This is a genomic window from Parasphingorhabdus sp. NYA22, assembly GCF_976973735.1.
Map to the genome: position 1 here is coordinate 2,352,628 of NZ_OZ333477.1, position 20,333 is coordinate 2,372,960.

Annotated in this window: 19 protein-coding genes; 5 read left to right on the top strand and 14 right to left on the bottom strand. The window is 57.7% G+C overall.

The window, feature by feature from the left end:
* Positions 1-92 precede the first annotated feature (92 nt).
* Together ACWFTY_RS11350 and ACWFTY_RS11355 are read left to right on the top strand one after the other, a co-directional pair.
* Positions 93-806: an SDR family NAD(P)-dependent oxidoreductase gene (locus ACWFTY_RS11350; RefSeq protein ID WP_447524333.1), complete on the top strand. Its 714-nt coding sequence runs from the start codon at positions 93-95 to the stop codon at positions 804-806.
* Complete coding sequence (locus tag ACWFTY_RS11355) at positions 803-1,483, top strand: spermidine synthase (protein ID WP_447524334.1); 681 nt, start codon at positions 803-805, stop codon at positions 1,481-1,483. The genes ACWFTY_RS11350 and ACWFTY_RS11355 overlap by 4 nt, the downstream gene beginning before the upstream one ends.
* A 15-nt stretch (positions 1,484-1,498) precedes the next feature.
* Here ACWFTY_RS11355 and ACWFTY_RS11360 read toward each other — a convergent pair whose 3' ends face one another.
* Positions 1,499-2,791, bottom strand: a complete 1,293-nt coding sequence (locus ACWFTY_RS11360; RefSeq protein WP_447524335.1) for an MgtC/SapB family protein — start codon at positions 2,789-2,791, stop codon at positions 1,499-1,501.
* 305 nt (positions 2,792-3,096) lie between these two features.
* Between ACWFTY_RS11360 and ACWFTY_RS11365 the strand changes: the two genes are divergently transcribed.
* The gene (locus ACWFTY_RS11365; protein WP_447524336.1) at positions 3,097-4,977 is read left to right on the top strand and encodes an ABC-F family ATP-binding cassette domain-containing protein; all 1,881 of its coding nucleotides are present in this window, start codon (positions 3,097-3,099) and stop codon (positions 4,975-4,977) included.
* A gap of 12 nt (positions 4,978-4,989) precedes the next feature.
* Complete coding sequence (locus ACWFTY_RS11370) at positions 4,990-5,973, top strand: 50S ribosomal protein L11 methyltransferase (RefSeq protein ID WP_447524337.1); 984 nt, start codon at positions 4,990-4,992, stop codon at positions 5,971-5,973.
* A gap of 133 nt (positions 5,974-6,106) precedes the next feature.
* Here the strand turns inward: ACWFTY_RS11370 and phhA are convergent, their stop codons facing one another.
* A complete protein-coding gene (phhA, locus tag ACWFTY_RS11375; protein WP_447524338.1) occupies positions 6,107-7,012 on the bottom strand; it encodes a phenylalanine 4-monooxygenase in 906 nt (301 codons plus the stop codon).
* Here phhA and ACWFTY_RS11380 point away from each other — a divergent pair.
* Complete coding sequence (locus ACWFTY_RS11380; RefSeq protein ID WP_447524339.1) at positions 7,011-7,727, top strand: TIGR02117 family protein; 717 nt, start codon at positions 7,011-7,013, stop codon at positions 7,725-7,727. The two genes, phhA and ACWFTY_RS11380, sit on opposite strands and share 2 nt — an antisense overlap.
* A 53-nt stretch (positions 7,728-7,780) precedes the next feature.
* On the opposite strand, the gene ACWFTY_RS11385 is transcribed toward ACWFTY_RS11380, so the two are convergent.
* From ACWFTY_RS11385 to rbfA, 12 genes are all read right to left on the bottom strand, one after another.
* Positions 7,781-8,608 carry an alpha/beta hydrolase gene (locus ACWFTY_RS11385; protein WP_447524340.1) on the bottom strand — a complete coding sequence of 276 codons (828 nt, stop codon included), beginning with the start codon at positions 8,606-8,608 and terminating at the stop codon, positions 7,781-7,783.
* A gap of 66 nt (positions 8,609-8,674) precedes the next feature.
* On the bottom strand, positions 8,675-10,966 hold the full coding sequence (gene ligA, locus ACWFTY_RS11390) for an NAD-dependent DNA ligase LigA (protein ID WP_447524341.1): 2,292 nt from the start codon (positions 10,964-10,966) through the stop codon (positions 8,675-8,677).
* Positions 10,959-11,510 carry a hypothetical protein gene (locus ACWFTY_RS11395; protein ID WP_447524342.1) on the bottom strand — a complete coding sequence of 184 codons (552 nt, stop codon included), beginning with the start codon at positions 11,508-11,510 and terminating at the stop codon, positions 10,959-10,961. The genes ligA and ACWFTY_RS11395 overlap by 8 nt, the downstream gene beginning before the upstream one ends.
* Complete coding sequence (recN, locus tag ACWFTY_RS11400) at positions 11,510-13,174, bottom strand: DNA repair protein RecN (protein WP_447524343.1); 1,665 nt, start codon at positions 13,172-13,174, stop codon at positions 11,510-11,512. The genes ACWFTY_RS11395 and recN overlap by 1 nt, the downstream gene beginning before the upstream one ends.
* Positions 13,175-13,231: 57 nt before the next feature.
* Positions 13,232-14,017 (bottom strand): outer membrane protein assembly factor BamD, encoded by a 786-nt coding sequence (locus ACWFTY_RS11405; protein WP_447524344.1) that lies wholly within the window; start codon positions 14,015-14,017, stop codon positions 13,232-13,234.
* 192 nt (positions 14,018-14,209) lie between these two features.
* Positions 14,210-16,495 (bottom strand): polyribonucleotide nucleotidyltransferase, encoded by a 2,286-nt coding sequence (gene pnp / locus ACWFTY_RS11410; RefSeq protein WP_447524345.1) that lies wholly within the window; start codon positions 16,493-16,495, stop codon positions 14,210-14,212.
* Between the two features lie 174 nt (positions 16,496-16,669).
* Complete coding sequence (gene rpsO, locus ACWFTY_RS11415) at positions 16,670-16,939, bottom strand: 30S ribosomal protein S15 (RefSeq protein ID WP_447524346.1); 270 nt, start codon at positions 16,937-16,939, stop codon at positions 16,670-16,672.
* A gap of 22 nt (positions 16,940-16,961) precedes the next feature.
* The gene (truB, locus tag ACWFTY_RS11420; protein WP_447524347.1) at positions 16,962-17,960 is read right to left on the bottom strand and encodes a tRNA pseudouridine(55) synthase TruB; all 999 of its coding nucleotides are present in this window, start codon (positions 17,958-17,960) and stop codon (positions 16,962-16,964) included.
* Between the two features lie 27 nt (positions 17,961-17,987).
* A complete protein-coding gene (locus tag ACWFTY_RS11425) occupies positions 17,988-18,716 on the bottom strand; it encodes a hypothetical protein (RefSeq protein WP_447524348.1) in 729 nt (242 codons plus the stop codon).
* A gap of 2 nt (positions 18,717-18,718) precedes the next feature.
* Positions 18,719-19,255: a GNAT family N-acetyltransferase gene (locus ACWFTY_RS11430; RefSeq protein WP_447524349.1), complete on the bottom strand. Its 537-nt coding sequence runs from the start codon at positions 19,253-19,255 to the stop codon at positions 18,719-18,721.
* Positions 19,248-19,826, bottom strand: a complete 579-nt coding sequence (locus tag ACWFTY_RS11435; protein WP_447524350.1) for a thymidine kinase — start codon at positions 19,824-19,826, stop codon at positions 19,248-19,250. The genes ACWFTY_RS11430 and ACWFTY_RS11435 overlap by 8 nt, the downstream gene beginning before the upstream one ends.
* An 89-nt stretch (positions 19,827-19,915) precedes the next feature.
* Positions 19,916-20,326, bottom strand: coding sequence for a 30S ribosome-binding factor RbfA (rbfA, locus tag ACWFTY_RS11440; RefSeq protein WP_447524351.1), 411 nt, complete (start codon positions 20,324-20,326; stop codon positions 19,916-19,918).
* Positions 20,327-20,333 lie beyond the last annotated feature (7 nt).

Here is a 20,333-nt window from a genome sequence, read left to right on the forward strand (position 1 = left end):
TTTATTAGTGCAAATATTTGCGATGGGGATGCAAATCATGAAATCTGCATCATCCATGGACGCGCGGACCGAGTGGCTCTAATCAATCCGGCATGAGCAAGATAAAAACCCATATATTGGTGACCGGAGCCAGCCGGGGCATAGGCAAGGCCATCGTCGAATCGCTGGATCGGGACAATGTCACGACCGTCGGCCAGAGCACGACAGGCGAAAATGGCCTGCTCGCGGCTGATTTCTCTCAGGAAGGTTCCGCTGACCGGCTTTGGGAAGAAGCGCTGGACCGGCTCGATGGTCGCATCGACGTGCTGATCAACAATGCCGGTCTGTTCGAACCCAATCCGATCGCGAGCGATGACTGGCTGGAAAGCTGGAACCGGACGATGACCATCAATCTGACCGCTTCAGCCGAATTGTGCCGCCATGCCGTCCTGCATTTCCAACAGCGCGACGTACCGGGCCGGATCATCAACATCGCCAGCCGCGCTGCCTATCGCGGGGACAGCCCGGATCACTGGCATTATGCCGCGTCCAAGGCCGGCATGGTCGCGATGACCAAGACCATCGCCAGAGCCTATGCGAAGAACGAGATACTGGCCTTTGCCCTCTGCCCCGGTTTCACCATGACCGGCATGGCCGAAGATTATCTCGAAAGCCGTGGCGGTGACAAATTGCTCGCCGACATTCCGCTCGGCCGCGTCGCCCAGCCAGAAGAAATCGCCGAAATAGCAAGATGGTGCGCGCTTGAGGCGCCGCCAAGCATGACCGGAGCGGTGCTTGACGCCAATGGCGCGAGCTTTGTCCGATGATCGCCCGCGAGCTTCTCGACACAGCCCCCATCCCCGGCGGCGACGAACTCCGCCTGTTCCGCCGCGAACTCAAGGGCGCAGATGAATATTCGATCATGCTTGGCCGCATCGAACTAATGAACAGCCGGCTCAGCGGATCGGAAGAGGCGTTGGCCACCCTCACCTGCAAACGCCTCGGGGTGAAAAACCCTCGCATATTGATTGGCGGCTACGGCATGGGATTTACCCTGCGCGCCGCTCTGTCGGCTTTGCCACCGCAGGCGCATGTCGAAGTGGTCGAACTAATCCCCGCCATCGTCAAATGGGCGCGGGGGCCAATGGCTGATTTGTCGCAAAAATGTCTGGATGACAGCCGCGTTACCATCACAACCGGCGACGTCTGCGATGTCATCAACAAGGCAGTCCGCGAATATGATGCGATTCTGCTCGATGTCGACAATGGACCGGATGGCCTGACCCATGAAGCCAATGACCGGCTTTACAGCATGACGGGACTGGCCACGGCCAAGAAGGCGCTCCGCTCCAACGGCATTTTGGCAATCTGGTCGAGCGAAGGCGACACAAGATTCACCTCGCGCCTGCACAAATCCGGCTTCGCGGTCGATGTGAACACGGTCCCAGCCCGCAGCAATGGCAAAGGCGCAAAGCATACGATCTGGCTGGCGCAGAACAGCTAGGCGGAGTTCCAGCCATCAGAAGTGAATATCAAACGCCATAAAACTCACCAGACCGGCGATAGCCAGAATTATGCTGCTCGCGGCCAGCGCTGCGACGGCAGAGCGCCCTTTCTTCCAGCCAGCGGTAAAGCCGGCCACGCCGGTCTTGAACAGCATATTGGCCAATACGGTCATCGCCAGCACAAAGCCGGCAAGATTGGATAATATCGTGTCCGGCGGCAGCGCCCCGAGCGTAATTATCGCGGCATCGACGTCAAACGATCCCATGATCAAGACCAGAAAAGCGATCCCGCTGGTGCCGAATTCAGCCTCCGCCCACCGCGCGGCCAGTGACATAGCCGCAACCGTCAGCGCGAAGAAGAAAGCGGGCAGCAAGCGCACAGGATTGCGGGTTTCCACGCTTTCATCCGACTTGGCAGCGCCGCTGCGACGCAGCAGCAATAAACCGATGACCGCCGCGACCAGCGCAGCCGGTGTCAGGATCATCGCCAGCGGCAGAAAGGCAAAACGCGCGAGTATGAAGGTCAGCAGCAATACCCGGACATACATTACCGCCGAGGCCAGCGCGATACCCGCCGACAATGTGCGTCTGTTGCTGTCTTCGCCGCGCAGTCTCTGGGCCAGCGAAGCGGTGACCGCAGTCGAACTATAGGCGCCACCGATGACAGCGGTCACAACCGTGCCGTGCGCCTCGCCAAATATCCGGTTGGCGACATAGCCGGCGAAGGAAAGGCCGGTGACCAATATGACAACAAACCACAATTGTTGCAGGTTGAACGCCTCATAAGGCCCGAAATCGCGGTCCGGCAAAAAAGGAAGAACCGCGAGCGCGATCAGGGCAAAGCGGATCATGACATTGATGTCGGTTGAGCCGAGCTTGCCCAGCAGCCCGTGCAATTCAGACCGCATCGACAGCAGCCCGGTCGTAATCGCCGCTCCGGCCATGGCCAGTGCAGGATAGCCGCTGCCTGCCAGCAGACCGAGACAGAGCGTCAGCAGCGACACCACGAAATTGGTGATGCTCCGCCCGTCCGGCTCGCGGATCGTCCTGGCGTGACTGAACCCCAGCATGATCACTATGCCGGCAAGCAGGATCGCCGCCATGATCAGGTTCAGGCTTTGTGCAATCAGCGCGACAAGACCGCCAAAGCCGGAGATCAGACCGAAGGTGCGTATCCCGGCAACCCGCGCGCCCTTATGCTCGTCACGCATCGTCCATCCGCGCTCGACACCGATCAGCAAGCCCGCCGCCAATGCGATCGCAAGGTCACGGTATATCAGCCACTCGCCAGAGAGTTCCGTCAGCATGGCCAATAGAATTTCCGGATGCGGAGTTCGGATTCTTTTTCGATCATAATATCTTAGTGATGCTCAGGATAAAGATTGCCCATTCGTAATTGCCCTTAGGAAGCCGCAAGGCGAGCTTCGGAAGCATGGTTGTAGCTGGCTAGTGCAGTTGCCCAAAGCAGAAATGCAATTCCATCTTTCTGTCAAAATATCGAAAAAACAGGGTTGGACGCGAGAACAACGGCGATATGCGGCAATATGTACCGCGACGATTTTCCCGTCTCACGACGCTAGCAAAAGGCCGCAAGCTCCGCTAACGGCTCCCCATGCTTAATTTCAGTAATATAACCGTGCGCCTCGGCGGCACTGTGATCCTTGATGGCGCGACCGCTGCGCTGCCCCCCGGCGCGCGCGTCGGCATGATCGGCCGCAATGGCGCGGGCAAGTCGACCCTGATGAAGGTCATTGCAGGATTTCTCGAGCCCGACGACGGCAGTGTCGACATGCCCAAGGACGCACGCATGGGCTATATTGCCCAGGAAGCGCCCGCCGGACAGGATAGTCCGCTGGACACCGTTCTGGCAGCGGACACCGAACGCGCCGCCCTGCTTGAGGAAGCCGAAACAGCAGCCGACCCGCACCGGATCGGCGAAATCCACGAACGGCTGAACATGATCGAAGCGCATAGCGCTCCGGCGCGCGCGGCGAAGATCCTGATCGGACTGGGCTTTGACGAAGCGGCGCAGCAGCAGCCGATGGACAGTTTCTCCGGCGGCTGGCGGATGCGTGTGGCGCTGGCGGCGCTATTATTCTCGCAGCCCGAAGTCCTGCTGCTCGACGAGCCGTCAAACCACCTCGACCTCGAAGCAACCCTGTGGCTGGAGAATTTCCTGACCAGCTATCAGGCCACCATATTGGTGATCAGCCATGAGCGCGATCTGCTCAACAATGTGGTCGACCATATTCTCCATCTGCAGCACGGCACCACGACCCTTTATCCCGGTGGCTATGATGCGTTCGAGAAACAGCGGGCCGAGCGTCAGGCACAGCTTGCTTCCTCGCGCGAAAAACAGATCGCCCAGCGCGATAAGCTGCAATCCTATGTTTCTCGCTGGGGCGCTAAGGCGCATAGCGCGAAACAGGCGCAGAGCCGCGTCAAGGCGCTCGCCCGCATGCAGCCGATTGCAGAAGCGATCGACGATCCCTCGCTGACCTTCCATTTCCCCAGCCCTGCAGAACTGAAACCGCCGCTGATCACGCTGGACGACGCTTCCGTAGGCTATGGCGACAATATAATTCTGTCCGGCCTCAATATGCGGCTCGATCCCGACGATCGTACCGCATTGCTCGGAAGGAACGGCAACGGCAAGACCACGCTCGCGCGGTTGCTCGCCAGCCAGCTCGAACCGAAAAAAGGCTCGATCAACAAATCGGGCAAGCTGACCGTCGGCTATTTCACCCAATATCAGGTCGAGGAACTGGACACCTCGGACACCCCGCTCGAACATATGACCCGCCTGATGAAAGAAGCGAAACCGGGCGCCGTCCGGGCACAGCTGGGACGTTTCGGTTTCTCCGGCGACAAGGCGACGATATTGGTCGGCAAGCTGTCCGGCGGCGAACGCGCCCGTCTGGCTCTGGCGATGATCACCCGCGATGCCCCGCATCTGCTGATTCTCGATGAGCCAACAAACCATCTCGACGTCGACGCCCGCGAAGCCCTTGTGCACGCGCTCAATGAGTATAGCGGTGCCGTCATCCTGGTCAGCCATGACCGCCATATGCTGGAGCTCACCGCCGATCGTCTGGTGATGGTCGACAGCGGCAAGGCAGAGGAATTTTCCGGCACGCTCAAGGATTATACCGATTTCGTCCTCGGCAAGAATCAGCCGGGATCATCGGGCGGCAAGGCCAGCGGCGGCAACCGCAAGGAAGAACGCCGCGCAGCCGCCGAACGGCGCAAGCAACAAGGCGAATTGCGCAAGACCGTCACCGCGTCGGAAAAGCAGATGAAAGTTCTCGGCGAGGAAGTCTCCGCCATCGACCGCGCGATGTTCGATCCCGCGACCGCAGAACCGAAACACGCCGACCTGTCGATGACTGAATTGATGAAGCTCCGCGCCGAAACCCAGGACAAGCTCGACAAGGCCGAAGCCCGCTGGATGGAAGCCAGCGACAAGCTGGAACAGGAAAACGTAAATGCCTGAGCGGTCGCTCCGATGAGCGAAACCTGGAAGGTTTCGATCCCCTGCACCCGCGCCGAAGCACGCGCGCTGGCGGCGGACAACCTGTTCATTTCCTCCAGCGATTCAACGCCCACCATTGTCGCCAGCGAGACCGATGTCAGTCGTCCCGACGAATGGATGATCGACGTCTATTGCCAGGCCGAGCCGGACACCGCGCTGATCGAAAATCTCCTGCAACTGTCGCCATCAGCCAAAGCCGGAAAATTTCAGCCGCTTGTTGAGTTACTCGCCGACGAGGACTGGGTCACGCTCAGCCAGCAGGGCCTCGAGCCGCTGCGCGCCGGACGCTTTCACGTTCATACGTCGAGCGACCAGCCATCCGACAATCCCAAGCTGACCAATATCTGCATCAATGCCGGACAGGCTTTTGGCACCGGCCATCATGAAACCACCATGGGCTGCCTGCAAAGCCTCGATCGGCTCAAGAAAACCGGCCACCGGTTTCGCAATATCGCCGATGTCGGTACCGGCACCGGCCTGCTCGCCTTTGCCGCGCACCATCTGTGGAAAGATGCGAAAATCATCGCCAGCGATATCGATCCGGTCGCGGTGACGGTTACCCATGAAAATAGCGCGCTCAACGCGATTCCGCTGGGCAATCGCCGCAGCCAGATCCGGCTGGTCCAGAGCAATGGCCTCGATCATCCCGCGCTCAAACAGCGCGCGCCGTTCGACCTGATCATCGCCAATATCCTCGCTGGCCCGCTGGTTGCGCTAGCCCCGCAAATCGCTGCCGCGTCCGGCGCCGGGACCGTGCTGCTACTCGCCGGCCTGCTGAGCCGCCAGAAAGCCGAAGTTGTGCGCGCTTATGTCCGCGAGGGCTTTCGCCTCAAGCACACGCAACTCGCCAATGAATGGCCGAGCCTGACACTGGTCAAATCGAAAAAATACGGCTGGGTCCGCAAACCCCACCGCAAGAAGTCGCCGCTGGCCTCGGATTATTTCGGGGAATGTTAGCCGTAGCCCTGCGAAGGACGCAGGCGACGAAAGCTTCGGCGAAGCTTTCTAACGCCGAGCGGCCCATCCAGGACTAGTCCGTCAAAACGCAATTTCGGGAGATGGATAGCTGCCTGCGCAGGTACACGCATAATCACACGACAGTGGCTTCCCCGGCCTGCGACCGCGCATAGGCCTGCGTGCCTTCGGTCAGCACCACGTCACCCTCGAAAATTTCGGCAATCTTGATATCCGGCAGCCCGGCAATCTTGTCATAAAGCGGCTTGAAATCCGTCTCTACCGTCACCCGCAGCAGCTCGTCGAGGCTCGGGATGACGAAATAATTCTGCTGATAATCGTCGATCCGGTACTCGGTGCGCAACACCCGCTCGAGATCGAACATGATCCGGTTGGGACTGGCATCATCCAGCGCAAAGACGCTCTCGCCATAGCTGGAGACAATGCCGGCGCCATAGATGCGCAAGCCCTCGGCTTCCTGGATCAGGCCGAATTCCACGGTATACCAGTAAAGCCGCGCCAGCTGTTTCAATGTCCCGAATTTCAACGCCCGCAACCCGCCGCGGCCATAAGCCGCCATATAGTCGCCGAAGCGCTGGTCCGCGAGCATCGGCACATGGCCGAAGACATCGTGGAAAATATCCGGTTCCTGCAAATAGTCGAGCTGGTCGCGCCGCCGGATGAAATTGCCCGAGACAAAGCGCCGGTTGGCGAGATGGTCGAAAAACACCTCGTCCGGCACCAGACCGGGCACGGCGACAACCTGCCAGCCTGTGGCGTCCATCAAGATCCGGTTGAGCTCCTCAAAATCGGGAATGCCCGGTTGCGACAGCTTCAATATGTCGATGCCGTCGAGAAACGCCTGCGCCGCCCGGCCCGGCAGCATTTTCTGCTGGCGAGCGAACAATATATCCCAGGTCTCGTGGTCTTCCGCCGAATAGGCCTGCCAGTTCTGATCGATCGTCCAGTCCGCATTTGCGTGCGCTGGCGGCTTGTCATAGACATGGGTTTCGGGGGTTTCGGTTTCGGGAGTGTCGAGCATGCGGCATCCTACAGCAGAAAAGGTTTCCATGGCAACTACCGCGATTAAATGGTTGAAACGCAGTGTGGTTGCATCGGGTGCGATCATTGCCGCCTATCTGCTCGCGGCGCTGGCCGGCAGCCTGCTGCCCGCCAATCAGGACTGGCAAAGCCCCGATGACGGCATCGAATTGTTCATCGAGACCAACGGCCTGCACACCGGGATCATCATGCCGATCTGGAGCGATGTCCATGACTGGACGCCGCTCGTCCGCCCCGAACATTTACAAGCCCCCTCGTTTTACGGCAGCCATATCCTGGTTGGCTGGGGCCATGCGGGGGTTTATCGCAATACCCGCGAATGGAGCGACCTGCACGCACGCGACGCGATCAGCGCCGTCTTCGGCAGCGACGATGTGCTTATCCACGTCTATCACCTGAAATATCCACAGGCTTATCCCTTTTACCGCCGCCGCCTGATCGTCAGCGAAGCGGAATATCGGAAAATCGCCACCGCGATCGAAGCGCGGTTCGTCCTCGACGACCATTATCGCTCCCAACCGTCTGCTGGCTATGGCAAGGACGATCTGTTCTACGCGGCGAACGGCCATTACAGCGCCTTCTACACCTGCAACAACTGGACCAGCGACGTCCTGCAACAGGCCGGTATCCGAACCGGGCGCTGGACCCCGTTCCAGGGCGGCGTGATGCGCTGGTTTCCGGAAAGCGCGGAGTGAACGGTAGCTCTTTTACAAGCCTGCGAAGCAATCGAACCACGCCACAGCCTTGTTCAGTCGCCCATTTTATCACTGCAACGCAATGTCAGACCATATTCCTCCAGCCAGTCGGCTTCTGTCGGCAAAAGATATTGCAATGCTTCCGGTAACAAACCGTGCAGCGTATTGGCATGGGCTAATTCGGTGCGCCGGTCGGCAAAGCACAGGTTGGAGCCTGCCTCCGAGACAAAGCGAAGCACCCCCTCCTCGGTTTCCCCGCCTTCATCGGCAAGCGAGATGAACAATGGCGGCCGATCCTGCTTCTCGATGCCAGCCAGACTATGCGACAGGCTCTGGTTATCCCATTGCAGGCTGGGCGACAGGGCCGCATAGCCATCGAACAAGGCTGGCGCGACCGCCCAGGTTTCGGCGACAAAATGACCGGCAGCGCTCTCCCCCGCCAGAAATGCGCGGCCGTCGTCCCTATATTGATCCCTTACCAAGGGCAGAATCGAGGTCGATAACCATTTGCGAAAAGCAGCGCTTTCTCCTGCTGTAGGATAGCGTACCATTTCGGCCTTTGAACCGGTTGGCGGCAGCAACTCGCGCTGACGATCGACGGTTTCGACACCGACGAAGATGACCGGCGCGCTGCGTTGCCAAAGCTGGTTCCAGCGTTCCATGCCCAGGCTCAGGTAAAAATCCTGCTGCAATCCGCCATCAAGCATGATCAATATGGGATAAGCCTTGTCGCTATTGTCATAATCGGCTGGCAGCACAACATTCACACGTCGTTCGACCCCATGGGTCGAGACCAGATAGGAGGTTCCTATCGTCAGTGGTTCGGACGGGATGCTATCCCGTGCGTGCAAAGGTGAAAGACCTACTATAGAAAGCGCCATGGCTATCGCTAGAAATTTCAACGCCAATCCCTTTCAACAATCGCTGAGGACAGTTCTCGCAACCGCCTAACCCGCCGCGGCCACAATCTCCGCCCAAGCCGCTTCGTCTATCACCTCAATCCCCAGCTCAGCCGCCTTCTTCGCTTTCGATCCCGCACCCGGTCCGGCGACCACCAGATCGGTTTTCGCACTGACCGAACCGGAGGCCTTGGCGCCGAGAGCCTCGGCCTGCGCCTTGGCTTCGTCGCGGCTCATGGTTTCCAGCTTGCCGGTGAAGACGACCGTTTTCCCGGCCACCGCGCTATCACGGGTTTCGACGATATAATCCGGCGGTGAGACTTCGCCGAGCAGATCTTCCCAGACGGCGCGGTTATGCGGTTCGTGGAAGAAATCGGCCAACGCCTCCGCCACGGTCGGACCCACGCCATCGATCGAGATGATTTCCGCCCAGGCAGCATCACCGGCTTCATCAGTCTTGTGCCGCGGTCCGTTCTTGTCGAGCGAAGTCGAGACACCTGCCCCAGCCTCCCCGTCTCTCGACTGCGCTCGCGACAAACGGTATTTTTCCGACCCTTGCGCAATCTCCGCAATTTCGCGCAAACGCGGCAGCGTCCTGAAATTCTTCAGGAGATCCTTTGCCGTCACAGTTCCAATATGCCTTATCCCCAGCCCGAACAGCAATCTTGCCGCATCCGGATGCCGTTTCTTTTCCACAGCCGCCAACAGATTATCCACAGACTTGTCCTGCCAGCCCTCGCGCGCCAGTATCTCGTCCCGATGCTCGTGCAGGCGGAAAATATCGGCGGGGCTTTCAAGCCAGCCTGCTTCGATAAACTCGGCAATGCTCTTCTCGCCCAGCCCGTCAATATCGAGCGCAACCCGCGAGACAAAATGCGCCAGTCGCTGGAAGCGTTGCGCAGGACAGATCAGCCCGCCGGTGCAGCGCACATCAACCTCGCCTTCCTCGGCGACGGCTTCGCTGCCGCATTCGGGGCAGTGATCCGGAAAATGATAATGCTCGCGTTTCTCGTCGCGGGTGAGGTTCTCGACCACCTGCGGGATCACGTCCCCTGCCCGCTGGATCACCACCCGGTCACCCGGGCGCACGCCAAGCCGCTCGACTTCATCGCGGTTGTGCAGCGTCACATTGGAAACCACCACGCCGCCGACCGTCACCGGCTTCAGTCGGCCAACCGGGGTCAGCTTGCCCGTGCGTCCGACCTGGATATCAATGCTCTCCAACGTCGTCTGCGCCTGTTCCGCCGGAAATTTATGCGCCAATGCCCAGCGCGGCGCCTTGGCGACAAAGCCGAGCCGCTGCTGCCAGTCAAGCCGGTCGACCTTGTAAACCACGCCATCGATATCATAAGGCAAGTCCGCCCGCTCCGCCTCGATATGGCGATAATGGGCGAGCATGTCGTCGAGTGTTTCAAACCGTTTCATTAGTGGCGATACCGGCACCCCCCAGCTTTCGATCGCCTTCATGACGTCAAACGCCGTCTCGCCCGGTACTTCGCTATGCACGCCCCAGCCATGCGCCCAGAATTTCAGCGGCCGCTTGGCGGTGATATTCGCGTCCTTCTGGCGCAAGGAACCGGCAGCGGCATTGCGCGGATTGGCGAACTGGCGGATTTTCTCCGGATCAAAGTCAATGCCCTTGGCCTCCGCATCGGCCCTGCCCTCGTCCATCAGCCGCTCGTTGAGCCCGGCAAAATCGGACTTGGCCATGTAAACTTCACCACGGATCTCGAAAAGGTCGGGAACTGTGTGCTCCTGCGAAGGCAGGAGCCCATCTCCCGCTCGCGCCTCGGCAGCACCATCGGGAGATGGATCCCCGCCTTCGCGGGGAAACAAGGTCGCCGGAATATCCGAAATCATCCGCACATTGGCGGTAACATCCTCACCAACCTGCCCGTCCCCACGCGTCGCCGCCAGAACCAGCTCGCCCTTTTCATAGCGCAGCGAACAGGACAACCCGTCAATCTTGTCCTCCGCCGTCACCGCCACCGGCGCGCCCTCGTCCAGATTCAAGAACCGCCGCACCCGCGCCAGCCATTCGGCGATATCCTCGTCGGAAAAGCCGTTGTCGAGGCTCATCATCCGTTGTTCGTGTTTTACCTTGGACAGAGGCGAAGCCGCCACCGCCGCCCCGACCAGCCTGTTCGGACTATTTTCCCGCACCAGATGCGGAAAGGCCTCCTCCAACTCGTTATTCCGCCGCACCAGCGCATCATAATCCGCATCGGAAATTTCCGGCGTGTCTTCGGCGTGGTAGAGCTTGTTATGCTTGGCGATCGTCCGCGCGAGACGCATCAGTTCGTTCGCAGCATCTGCTTCGGAAGGAATATTACTAGTCATTTGCAGATGATGACACAGATTCTATTTCGGCTTTGAGAGTATCCCATTCACGCTTCAATATTTTTTGTGAAACGTGGATGAACTTAGGAGACGCGCCATATTTCTCTTCAACACTTTTATTCAAAAGATCATAGAGGCAGTCATTCAAATCTTCATAATTTTCATCTTCTGGATTCATCCTCAGTTGAATCCGGGCCATCAAGTCATAAAAATCCAAGTTCTTTGAGTGATCTGCTGAAGGTGTTACACCTATAGAATTGATTTTGGCCATGTCCGTACGGAGATCATTTATCCAATTCTGTCGAAATTCTGCGAGTTTTACATTAGATTGAAGATTTGCTCTCAATTTTTCATTTTGCTTGGAAATCTCAGCAGCTAACGATGCATTTTCTCTTGAGATACTGGCAGCCAACGAAGCGTTTTCTGCGGAAATGGAAGCGGCCAAAGTGGCATTTTTCCTTGAAATAAAATGGCCTATCAAACTAACTATTGACGCCACCAGAGCGGCAACCAAAGAACTAGCGAGTATCGTCTCCCAATTCATCAAACCCCCTCCAGCAACCGATCCGCCTGCGCTCTCGCCTCGTCGGTCACATCGGCACCCGACAGCATCCGCGCAATCTCCTGCCGCCGTCCTTCATCGTCCAGCGCGCTGACATCGGTGCGCGATACGGTGCCGCTGAGCGACTTGTTGATCAGCATATGCGCGTCACCCTTGGAAGCAACCTGCGGGCTATGGGTCACGACCAGCAGTTGCGCACCCTTTGACAGTCGCGACAGCCGGTCGCCGATCGCCGAGGCCACCGCGCCACCGACGCCGCGGTCGACTTCGTCAAAAATGATGGTTTTCAGGCCATATTCTTCGGCCAATGCGACCTTTAAGGCGAGAATGAACCGGGAAAGTTCACCACCTGACGCAATTTTGCCTAGAGGGGCCAGTGGCGCGCCGGGGTTTGTCGAGATCAGAAACTCGATCCGGTCCATTCCGCTTTTATTCCAATGCTCTTCAGGTAATAGTTCAAGCAAAGTCTCAAATCTCGCCGCGTCCAGTTTGAGCGGTGCCAATTCTCCGGCCACCGCTTTGTCGAGCGCCTTCGCCGCCTTGCTCCGCTTGGACCGCAGGCTTTCCGCCGCCGCAATATAGGATTGCTTCGCCCGGACTAAAGATGCTTCCAATTCTTCCAGTGACCGACCGCCGTCGCTGATCGCCGCCAGCATGTTCTGCAGGTCATCCAGCAGATCCGACAACCTGTCGGGTTCCACCCGATGCTTGCGCGCCAGGCCCCTCAGATCGAACAGGCGGGTCTCCATATCATCGAGTCGCTGCGGGTCGAAACTCAGTGCAGCCGCCGCATCATTTAGCTTTTCCTCGGCTTCGCTGGCATCGATAATCGACCGGTCCAGCGACTCCAGCGCCTCCTTGAGCAAGGGATGATCGTCGGCAATCATATCAAGTCGTCGTGCCGCAGACCGGAGCGAGGCCAGCCCGCCGTTGGAGCCGTCAAAGGCCGCACGAATCGCTTCGAGATCGCCGGTCAGTTTCTCGCCCTTCATCATCGTTGCCCGGTCCAGCGCCAGTTCCTGTTCTTCGCCCGGTTGCGGTGCGAATTTGGAAAGTTCTGCTACGCTATGTTCGAGATATTCCCGGTCGTTTTCCGCAGCTTCCTGGTCCTGCTTTGCTTGTTCCAGCGCCGTTTTCGCGGTCTGCCAGGCTTCATAAGCCACGCCCACGGAATTGCCTTCAACACCGGCAAAAGCATCCAGCAACGCCCGATGCCCCTTGGGATTGATCAAACCGCGATCATCATGCTGACCATGAATTTCAATCAGTTGCCCGCCCACAGTGCGGAGCAAGGTCGCCGAACAGGGCTGGTCATTGATGAAGGCGCGGCTGCCGCCATCAGCCTTGACCGATCGCTTGATGATCAGCGGCTCGCCGGGTTCGATTTCAATATCATTTTCAGCCAGAGTAGCAGCCAGCTTGCTGCCTTCAGCGGGCGCTTCAAAACTGGCTGTGACTTGCGCTTTTCCGGTACCCTGGCGGACCAGACCGCTATCCGCTCTGTTGCCGAGCGCCAGCCCGAGACTGTCGAGCAGGATCGATTTACCGGCACCGGTCTCGCCGGTCAGCACCGTAAGACCCGACCCGAATTCCAGGTCGAGCGCTTCGATCAGTACAATATCACGGATGGAAAGGGACTGCAGCACAGGTCCCTCTTAAAACACGTTTACCTTGGCTGCAACGCATTGCAGCGACATATGATCTTATGTCGCATCATGTTTGTTGATCAGGTCATAAGCGCGCTCATACCATTTGGTGCCAGGATAGTTCGCGCCCAGCACAGCGGCCGTTTTCTTGGCCTCCACCGGGACACCCAGCGCCAGATAGGATTCGGTGAGCCGCATCAGCGCTTCCGGAGCATGGGTGGTGGTTTCATATTTCTCGATCACCGTCCGGAAACGAATCGTGGCGGCCAGCCACTTGCCGCGACGCTGGTAAAAGCGACCGATTTCCATTTCCTTGCCAGCCAGATGGTCATTGACCAGATCGATTTTCAGCTGGGCATCTGCGGCATAGCGGGAATTGGGATAGCGACGGGCAACCTCGCCGAGAGTCGCCAGCGCCTGTTCGGTGATCTTCTGGTCGCGGGTCACATCGCCGATCTGCTCGTAATAGCAGAGCGCAATCAGATAATAAGCGTAAGCCGCGTCCTTGTTACCCGGATGGATTGACAGGAAACGGCGAGCCGATTCCGTCGCCTTGTTGTAATCGCCCGAGAGATAATAGCTGAACGCGCTCATCTGCTGCGCGCGGCGGGCCCAGGGGGAATAGGGATGCTGGCGCTCGACTTCGTCGAACAGCGCAGCGGCAATCTTGTACTGCCCGCGGTCAAGCCGGTCTTTTGCAGCATTGTACAGCGTGTCGACATCGCGAGCGACATAACGGGTGTCGGCACCGCGACCGCTACCGCCGCCACCAAGCATTGCACAACCGGAAAGCGCCGTGGCGGAGAGACCTATAACGGCCCATTTGAGAATGTGTTTTGTCATATGGCAGACCTCTTAACCGCTTGTTTTCATCCAGCCAAGAACAAAGCAAAAAAAGCCGCTGGAGCAGAGTGACACTCCCTGTTCGGTCGCAGCTTTACTGGACATTAATCTGGCGAATTTGGCGAAAATATTCCGGACAAAGAAAAGGGCCCGAATCGCTCCGGGCCCCTTGCTGTTTGATTTTGTGAAAATCTAGTCTTCGGTGATCGAGGCAGGCAATGGAATATCGCCGCCGCCCTCTTTCGGACCGTCATTGTTCCGGCCACGTCCGCCGCCATCACGGCCACGTCCACCACCATCGCGTCCGCGACCACCGCCATCACGGCGTGGGCCACCACGAGGCTTGTCACCGCGTGGTTCGCGAGCAGGGCGCGTGTCTTCGAGTTCTTCACCAGTTTCCTGATTAACAACCCGCATCGACAGGCGAACCTTGCCGCGCTGATCGATTTCTAGGACCTTGACCTTGACTTCCTGGCCTTCGCTAAGTTCGTCAGAGACTTTCTCGACGCGCTCATTCTTGATTTCGGAAACGTGGACGAGACCGTCCTTGCCACCCATGAAGTTCACGAATGCGCCAAAGTCGACCAGGTTCACAACCTTGCCGTCATAGACTTTACCGACTTCGGCTTCTTCAACAATGCCCTTGATCCATGCAATTGCCGCATCAATCTGGGATTTGTCGGAAGAAGAAACCTTGATCAGGCCTTCGTCGTCGATGTCGACCTTCGCGCCGGTTTCAGCAACGATTTCGCGGATCACTTTACCGCCGGTACCGATTACGTCGCGGATCTTCTCTTTGTTGATCTGCAAGGTTTCGATGCGCGGAGCATGTTCGGACATTTCAGTACGGGTGCCGCTAAGCGCTTTGCTCATTTCGCCGAGGATATGAGCACGACCGCCACTGGCCTGTTCCAGAGCAGACTTCATGATTTCCTGCGTAATGCCGGCTACCTTGATGTCCATCTGCAAGGACGTGATACCCTTTTCGGTACCCGCAACCTTGAAGTCCATATCGCCGAGATGATCTTCGTCGCCGAGAATGTCGGAAAGAACCGCAAATTCTTCGCCTTCGAGGATCAGGCCCATCGCAATACCGGAAACCGGACGCGCCAGAGGCACACCAGCATCCATCATCGCAAGCGAACCGCCACAAACGGTCGCCATCGAGGACGAACCGTTGGACTCGGTGATGTCCGAGAGAACGCGGATCGTGTACGGGAATTCTTCCACTGTCGGCAATACCGGACGGAGCGCGCGGAATGCGAGCTTACCATGGCCGGTTTCGCGGCGGCTGGTAAATCCGAAACGTCCAACTTCTCCAACCGAATAAGGAGGGAAGTTATAGTGCAGCATGAAGTTGGTGTAGCTCAGACCGTCAAGACCGTCGATCATCTGCTCGGCGTCTTTGGTGCCCAAAGTCGTGGTCACGATTGCCTGTGTTTCACCGCGGGTGAAGAGCGCCGATCCGTGGGTCCGTGGCAGCAAGCCGACCATGGCTTCGATCGGGCGAACCTGATCGAGCTTACGACCGTCGATGCGGGTACCGTCCTTGATGATGGCGCCACGAACGATTTCAGCTTCCAGCTTCTTGACCATCTTGCCGGCGGTCATCTGGGTCTGGCCGTCTGCATCGGCATATTTTTCTTTGGCTTTGTCGCGAACCGCGTTCAGCGCGTTGCTACGCTCTGATTTGTCGGTTTTCTTGTAAGCCGCAGCAATATCTTTTCCGACCAGCTTGCGCAGTTCGTCCTTGATGTCGCTATTGTCGTCACCGGCATCAAGCTTCCAGGGCTCTTTCGCAGCCTGTTCAGCCAGATCGATGATCAGGCCAGCAACCTGCTTGGACGCGTCATGGGCGAATTGCACAGCACCGAGCATGACTTCTTCGGAAAGCTCTTGCGCTTCCGATTCAACCATCATTACAGCGCCCATCGTTCCGGCAACAACCAGATCGAGTTCGCCTTCAGCAACTTCTTCCATGCTTGGGTTCAGCTGATATTCGCCTTCTTTGTAGCCGACACGAGCCGCGCCAATCGGGCCCATGAACGGAACGCCGGAGATGGTCAGCGCAGCAGAAGCTGCAACCATGGCGAGGATATCGGGCTCGTTGATGCCGTCATAGCTCATCACCTGACAGATCACGTTGATTTCGTTGTAGAAACCTTCTGGGAACAAAGGACGGCAAGGACGGTCAATCAAACGCGATGTCAGCGTTTCTTTTTCCGTCGCACGGCCTTCGCGCTTGAAGAAACCGCCCGGAATACGACCGGCGGCTGAGAATTTTTCCTGATAGTGAACGGTGAGCGGGAAGAAGTCCTGCCCTTCGCGCACGGATTTGGCGGCGGTAACTGCGCACAGCACAACCGTTTCACCGAGGGTCGCGAGTACTGCGCCATCAGCCTGACGGGCAATACGGCCCGTTTCGAGGGTGAGGGTCTGTCCGCCCCACTCCATTTCAACTTTTTTGATATCAAACATTCGTATTTTCCTTTGTCCCGCTTGCCCTATGCAGTGCGGGGGCTTTCTTGTGTCCAGCAATCCGGCTGAACAGCGGTTCGGGGCCATTTGTGCCCTGTCGAAAGATATCGCTGCCTTATTGCCGCGATACCCAATGCAAAAGCGGCCCCCGCTTGGGAGCCGCTTTCAAAACTCTTATTTCCGGAGACCAAGGTCCTTGATCAGCTTGGCATAACGCTCAACGTCTTTCTTGCGAAGATAGTCGAGCAGGCTGCGCCGCTTGTTGACCATCATCAGCAATCCGCGACGGGAGTGGTTATCCTTGTGATGGCCTTTGAAATGCTCGGTAAGGTTCACGATGCGCTCGGTGAGCACTGCAACCTGAACTTCCGGGGAACCGGTATCGCCCTTTGTCTGGCCGAATTTGGCAATCAGTTCCTGTTTTTTTTCTGCGGTAATCGTCATATATTTTTCCTTCGAACATCATTCACATATTGAACCCGCGAACCACCTTGACGGTACCATCAACAAGCTCGGCCAGCGCAACCGGAGAACCTTGGTTCTCTGTCGCCAGAAAAAGCCCGTTGAGTGCGGGGTTCCCGATCATTTCCTGTTCGTCCAGCGTCATGCCTTGCCGAAGCAGTTTTGCCTGATCAGGAGTGAGGTCAAAAGCCGGGATGTCGTCCAGCCCTGCCTCAAGCGGCAAAAGATAGTCTGTAATGTCCGCGCCCTTACCGATTTCGTTGAGATTGTCCAGCGAAATCGCCTGTTTCAGCGTGAAGGGACCGGCCTTGGCCCTCCTTAACATGGTGACATGGCCGACGGTGTGCAAGGCGCGCGCAATGTCGCGGGCGAGCGAGCGGATATAAGTGCCTTTGGAGACGGTGGCCGTGAGGGTGATTTCATCTAATGGCCCGTCACCCCGGCGAAGGCCGGGGCCGTTTGCCTCGGGCAGTTCGCTATGCGGCCCGAGGTCCCCGCCTTCGCGGGGATGACGAACTGCAAGAGAATATATCGTCACCCCCCGCAGCTTCATCTCGACCTCAACCCCTGCCCGCGCCAGATCATAAGCCCGCTTGCCATCAATCTTCAGCGCCGAATATTTCGGTGGTATCTGTTCAATCGGCCCGGTAAATTGCGGCAGTACGGCTTCAATGTCAGCCAGGGAAGGCCGGTGGTCGGACGTCTCGGTCACAGCCCCTTCGACATCGAGCGTTTCTGTCTCGCTGCCGAAACCGATCGTAAATTCATAAATTTTGGTTGCATCCAGCATCCGCCCGCACAGCTTGGTCGCCTCGCCGATCGCGATCGGCAAAACCCCGGTCGCCAGCGGATCCAGCGTTCCGCCATGGCCGACTTTCAGCTTGTTCTTGCCCTTACCGAGCAAGCCGGCCTCGCGCAAATTCCGCTTCACCGCCCCGACAGCCTGCGTCGAGCCAAGTTCGAGCGGCTTATCGAGGATGATCCAGCCATGGGGTTTTTCCATCGTCAATCTATATCCTGTCTGAAAAAACTAGTTTCTATCGGGATCAAAAGCGAAACCATCGCCGATATCATCGAAAAGGATCAGCGGCTTGCGACTGATCCTGCTCCACACTTCAGGAACATGATCATCTTCAATACTTCCGGTTTCGGTTTTCTTGCGCCGCGTCAGATAATTGATGCTGACAATATTCAATGCTCCGGACCCACGGTGCACATGATGATTGTCATAGCCGATCAGCCCCAGTTGCGCACCCTTCAGCCGAAAGGAAAATGTCCGGTTGAACGTGTCCCAGGTCCCGGCGCTGGCCCAGAAACTGATATTCAACCGCATGACGCCCTTGTCGATAGTCAGCGAACCATCGGAGGCGTTGTCAATCGGATCATCGATCATCGCGCCGCCGGTAACGGGGATGATCTGGTCGTTCTGAGCGACCCGTAAATATCCGCCACCCGCTTGCGTTAACGCCACCACGATTGTGCGCGGGTTACCGTCATATCGTTCTGTGCCCAAACCATTGCCTTCGATGAACAGTTTCGGGTCATTCTGCCGGATGATAAGCGCCAGATCCGCTAGGCCGTCTTTATCCAGGTCGCCCTCGACGGATTTCTCCAGATACCAGCCATCGGGAACAAATCCTTCAGCTGAGGCAGAATTCAACGGAATGGAAGCAGCGCCGGATTGATCCCCGACATCAACACATGCAATGCTTGCTGTATTTGCCAGCAACAACGCCGGGGCAAGGATCAGAAGCCTCATCTTCACCGACTCCATTCTTCCTTGAGCAACCCGAAAACCGCAGTATCCCGGATGTAACCCGTCCAGGTAATCCGGTTCTTGCGCAGCGTTCCTTCATGTGTAGCGCCGAGTTTCAGCACCGCTGCCATCGAGCGTTTGTTGCGGGTATCGACACGAAATTCAATCCGGGTGAAGCCATTGTCAAAGGCGTGATCGATCATCAACTTTTTCATGATGTCGTTGAAACCGCTGCCCCTCACTGACGGCGCGATATAGGTACCGCCGATTTCGACCACGCCGAATGGATCTGGATTGATGTAGTTAGTCATGCCAACAACCCTGCCGGTTTCGCTTTTGATCACCGCAAAGCGCACCCAGTTGGTAGTATCGTGAAAGGCCTCTATTGCCTTGTCGAAATTCTCGTCGAGCATGGAAACGGGATAGATGTCCCATATATCCTGATCTTCAGCGCAAGCCGCGCGCAGCGGTTCCAGATGATGCTCGGCCAGCGGTTCGACGCGGACCGGCCCCTGTTCCAGCGTTGCGGATAGTTCAACCATTCAGCCGCTCCCGAAAATGCTTTCGGCACAGCGCAATGTAGTTTTCATTGCCGCCAATTTCCGTTTGTGCCCCGGCAGCGATGGCTCTGCCCGCTTCATCAATGCGCAGATTCATTGTCGCCTTCCGCCCGCATTCGCACACGGCTTTCAGCTCGACCAGACTGTCGGCAAGGCCCAGAAGCTTAGCCGATCCCGGGAATAGATTGCCCTGAAAATCCGTCCGCAGGCCATAGCAGAGCACCGGGATTCCAGCTTCATCCGCCAATCGCGCCAGTTGCCAAACTTGTCCTTCGGTCAGAAACTGGGCTTCGTCGATCATCACGCAGGCCAGCTTGCCTTCATCCTGCTCGGTGCTGACTGCGGCAAACAGATCCGTATCCTCGCCAAAGCGATGCGCATCCGCATGCAGGCCGATCCGGGAAGCAATGGCGCCAAAGCTCGCGCGATTGTCGATCGCTGCGGTCCACAGCATCACCTTCATCCCGCGCTCGCCATAGTTGAACGCCGCCTGCAGCAGATTGCTCGACTTGCCAGCGTTCATCGAGGCATAATAGAAATAGAGTTTGGCCATAGGCTCCGCTTAATAACCGTTCGTGCTGAGCCTGTCGAAGCACTTTTGCGTCCTGAAACCCTCCTTCGACAAGCTCAGGACGAACGGATCTAGTCTTCGTCAGCCTCTTTCGACAAATCCTGCGCAACCTTGGGATTGCTGAGCAGGCTCTCGATATGCTCGGCGGTATCAAAGCTCTCGTCCGCCAGAAATTTCAGCTTGGCCGCATATTTCATCTGCACCCGCTTCGCGACTTCCTTCTGGAAAAACGCGGTGTTGGTTTTCAGCGCCTTCAGCACGTCCGCTTCGTTCGCACCAAGCAACGGCTTCACGAACACCGTAGCGTGGCGCAAATCCGGAGACATGCGCACTTCGGTGACGCTGACACTATGCGATGTCAGCACCGCATCATGCACTTCGCCGCGCGTCAGCAGTTCCGACAGGATATGCCGGACCTGCTCGCCGACGCGCAGCAAGCGGACCGATCGGCCTTCGGGAGACGTGTCATTATATTTTGCCACAATTATT

What these genes read in the sequence shown, in the direction of transcription:
- ACWFTY_RS11355 (WP_447524334.1), top strand. Translation starts at nt 803, where the DNA reads ATGATCGCCCGCGAGCTTCTCGACACAGCCCCCATCCCCGGCGGCGAC.
- phhA (WP_447524338.1), bottom strand. Translation starts at nt 7,012, where the DNA reads ATGCTCGACACTCCCGAAACCGAAACCCCCGAAACCCATGTCTATGAC.
- truB (WP_447524347.1), bottom strand. Translation starts at nt 17,960, where the DNA reads ATGGAAAAACCCCATGGCTGGATCATCCTCGATAAGCCGCTCGAACTT.
- ACWFTY_RS11395 (WP_447524342.1), bottom strand. Translation starts at nt 11,510, where the DNA reads ATGAATTGGGAGACGATACTCGCTAGTTCTTTGGTTGCCGCTCTGGTG.
- ACWFTY_RS11425 (WP_447524348.1), bottom strand. Translation starts at nt 18,716, where the DNA reads ATGAGGCTTCTGATCCTTGCCCCGGCGTTGTTGCTGGCAAATACAGCA.
- ACWFTY_RS11385 (WP_447524340.1), bottom strand. Translation starts at nt 8,608, where the DNA reads ATGGCGCTTTCTATAGTAGGTCTTTCACCTTTGCACGCACGGGATAGC.
- ACWFTY_RS11370 (WP_447524337.1), top strand. Translation starts at nt 4,990, where the DNA reads ATGAGCGAAACCTGGAAGGTTTCGATCCCCTGCACCCGCGCCGAAGCA.
- ACWFTY_RS11435 (WP_447524350.1), bottom strand. Translation starts at nt 19,826, where the DNA reads ATGGCCAAACTCTATTTCTATTATGCCTCGATGAACGCTGGCAAGTCG.
- rpsO (WP_447524346.1), bottom strand. Translation starts at nt 16,939, where the DNA reads ATGACGATTACCGCAGAAAAAAAACAGGAACTGATTGCCAAATTCGGC.
- ACWFTY_RS11350 (WP_447524333.1), top strand. Translation starts at nt 93, where the DNA reads ATGAGCAAGATAAAAACCCATATATTGGTGACCGGAGCCAGCCGGGGC.
- ACWFTY_RS11405 (WP_447524344.1), bottom strand. Translation starts at nt 14,017, where the DNA reads ATGACAAAACACATTCTCAAATGGGCCGTTATAGGTCTCTCCGCCACG.
- pnp (WP_447524345.1), bottom strand. Translation starts at nt 16,495, where the DNA reads ATGTTTGATATCAAAAAAGTTGAAATGGAGTGGGGCGGACAGACCCTC.
- ligA (WP_447524341.1), bottom strand. Translation starts at nt 10,966, where the DNA reads ATGACTAGTAATATTCCTTCCGAAGCAGATGCTGCGAACGAACTGATG.
- ACWFTY_RS11365 (WP_447524336.1), top strand. Translation starts at nt 3,097, where the DNA reads ATGCTTAATTTCAGTAATATAACCGTGCGCCTCGGCGGCACTGTGATC.
- ACWFTY_RS11430 (WP_447524349.1), bottom strand. Translation starts at nt 19,255, where the DNA reads ATGGTTGAACTATCCGCAACGCTGGAACAGGGGCCGGTCCGCGTCGAA.
- ACWFTY_RS11360 (WP_447524335.1), bottom strand. Translation starts at nt 2,791, where the DNA reads ATGCTGACGGAACTCTCTGGCGAGTGGCTGATATACCGTGACCTTGCG.
- ACWFTY_RS11380 (WP_447524339.1), top strand. Translation starts at nt 7,011, where the DNA reads ATGCGGCATCCTACAGCAGAAAAGGTTTCCATGGCAACTACCGCGATT.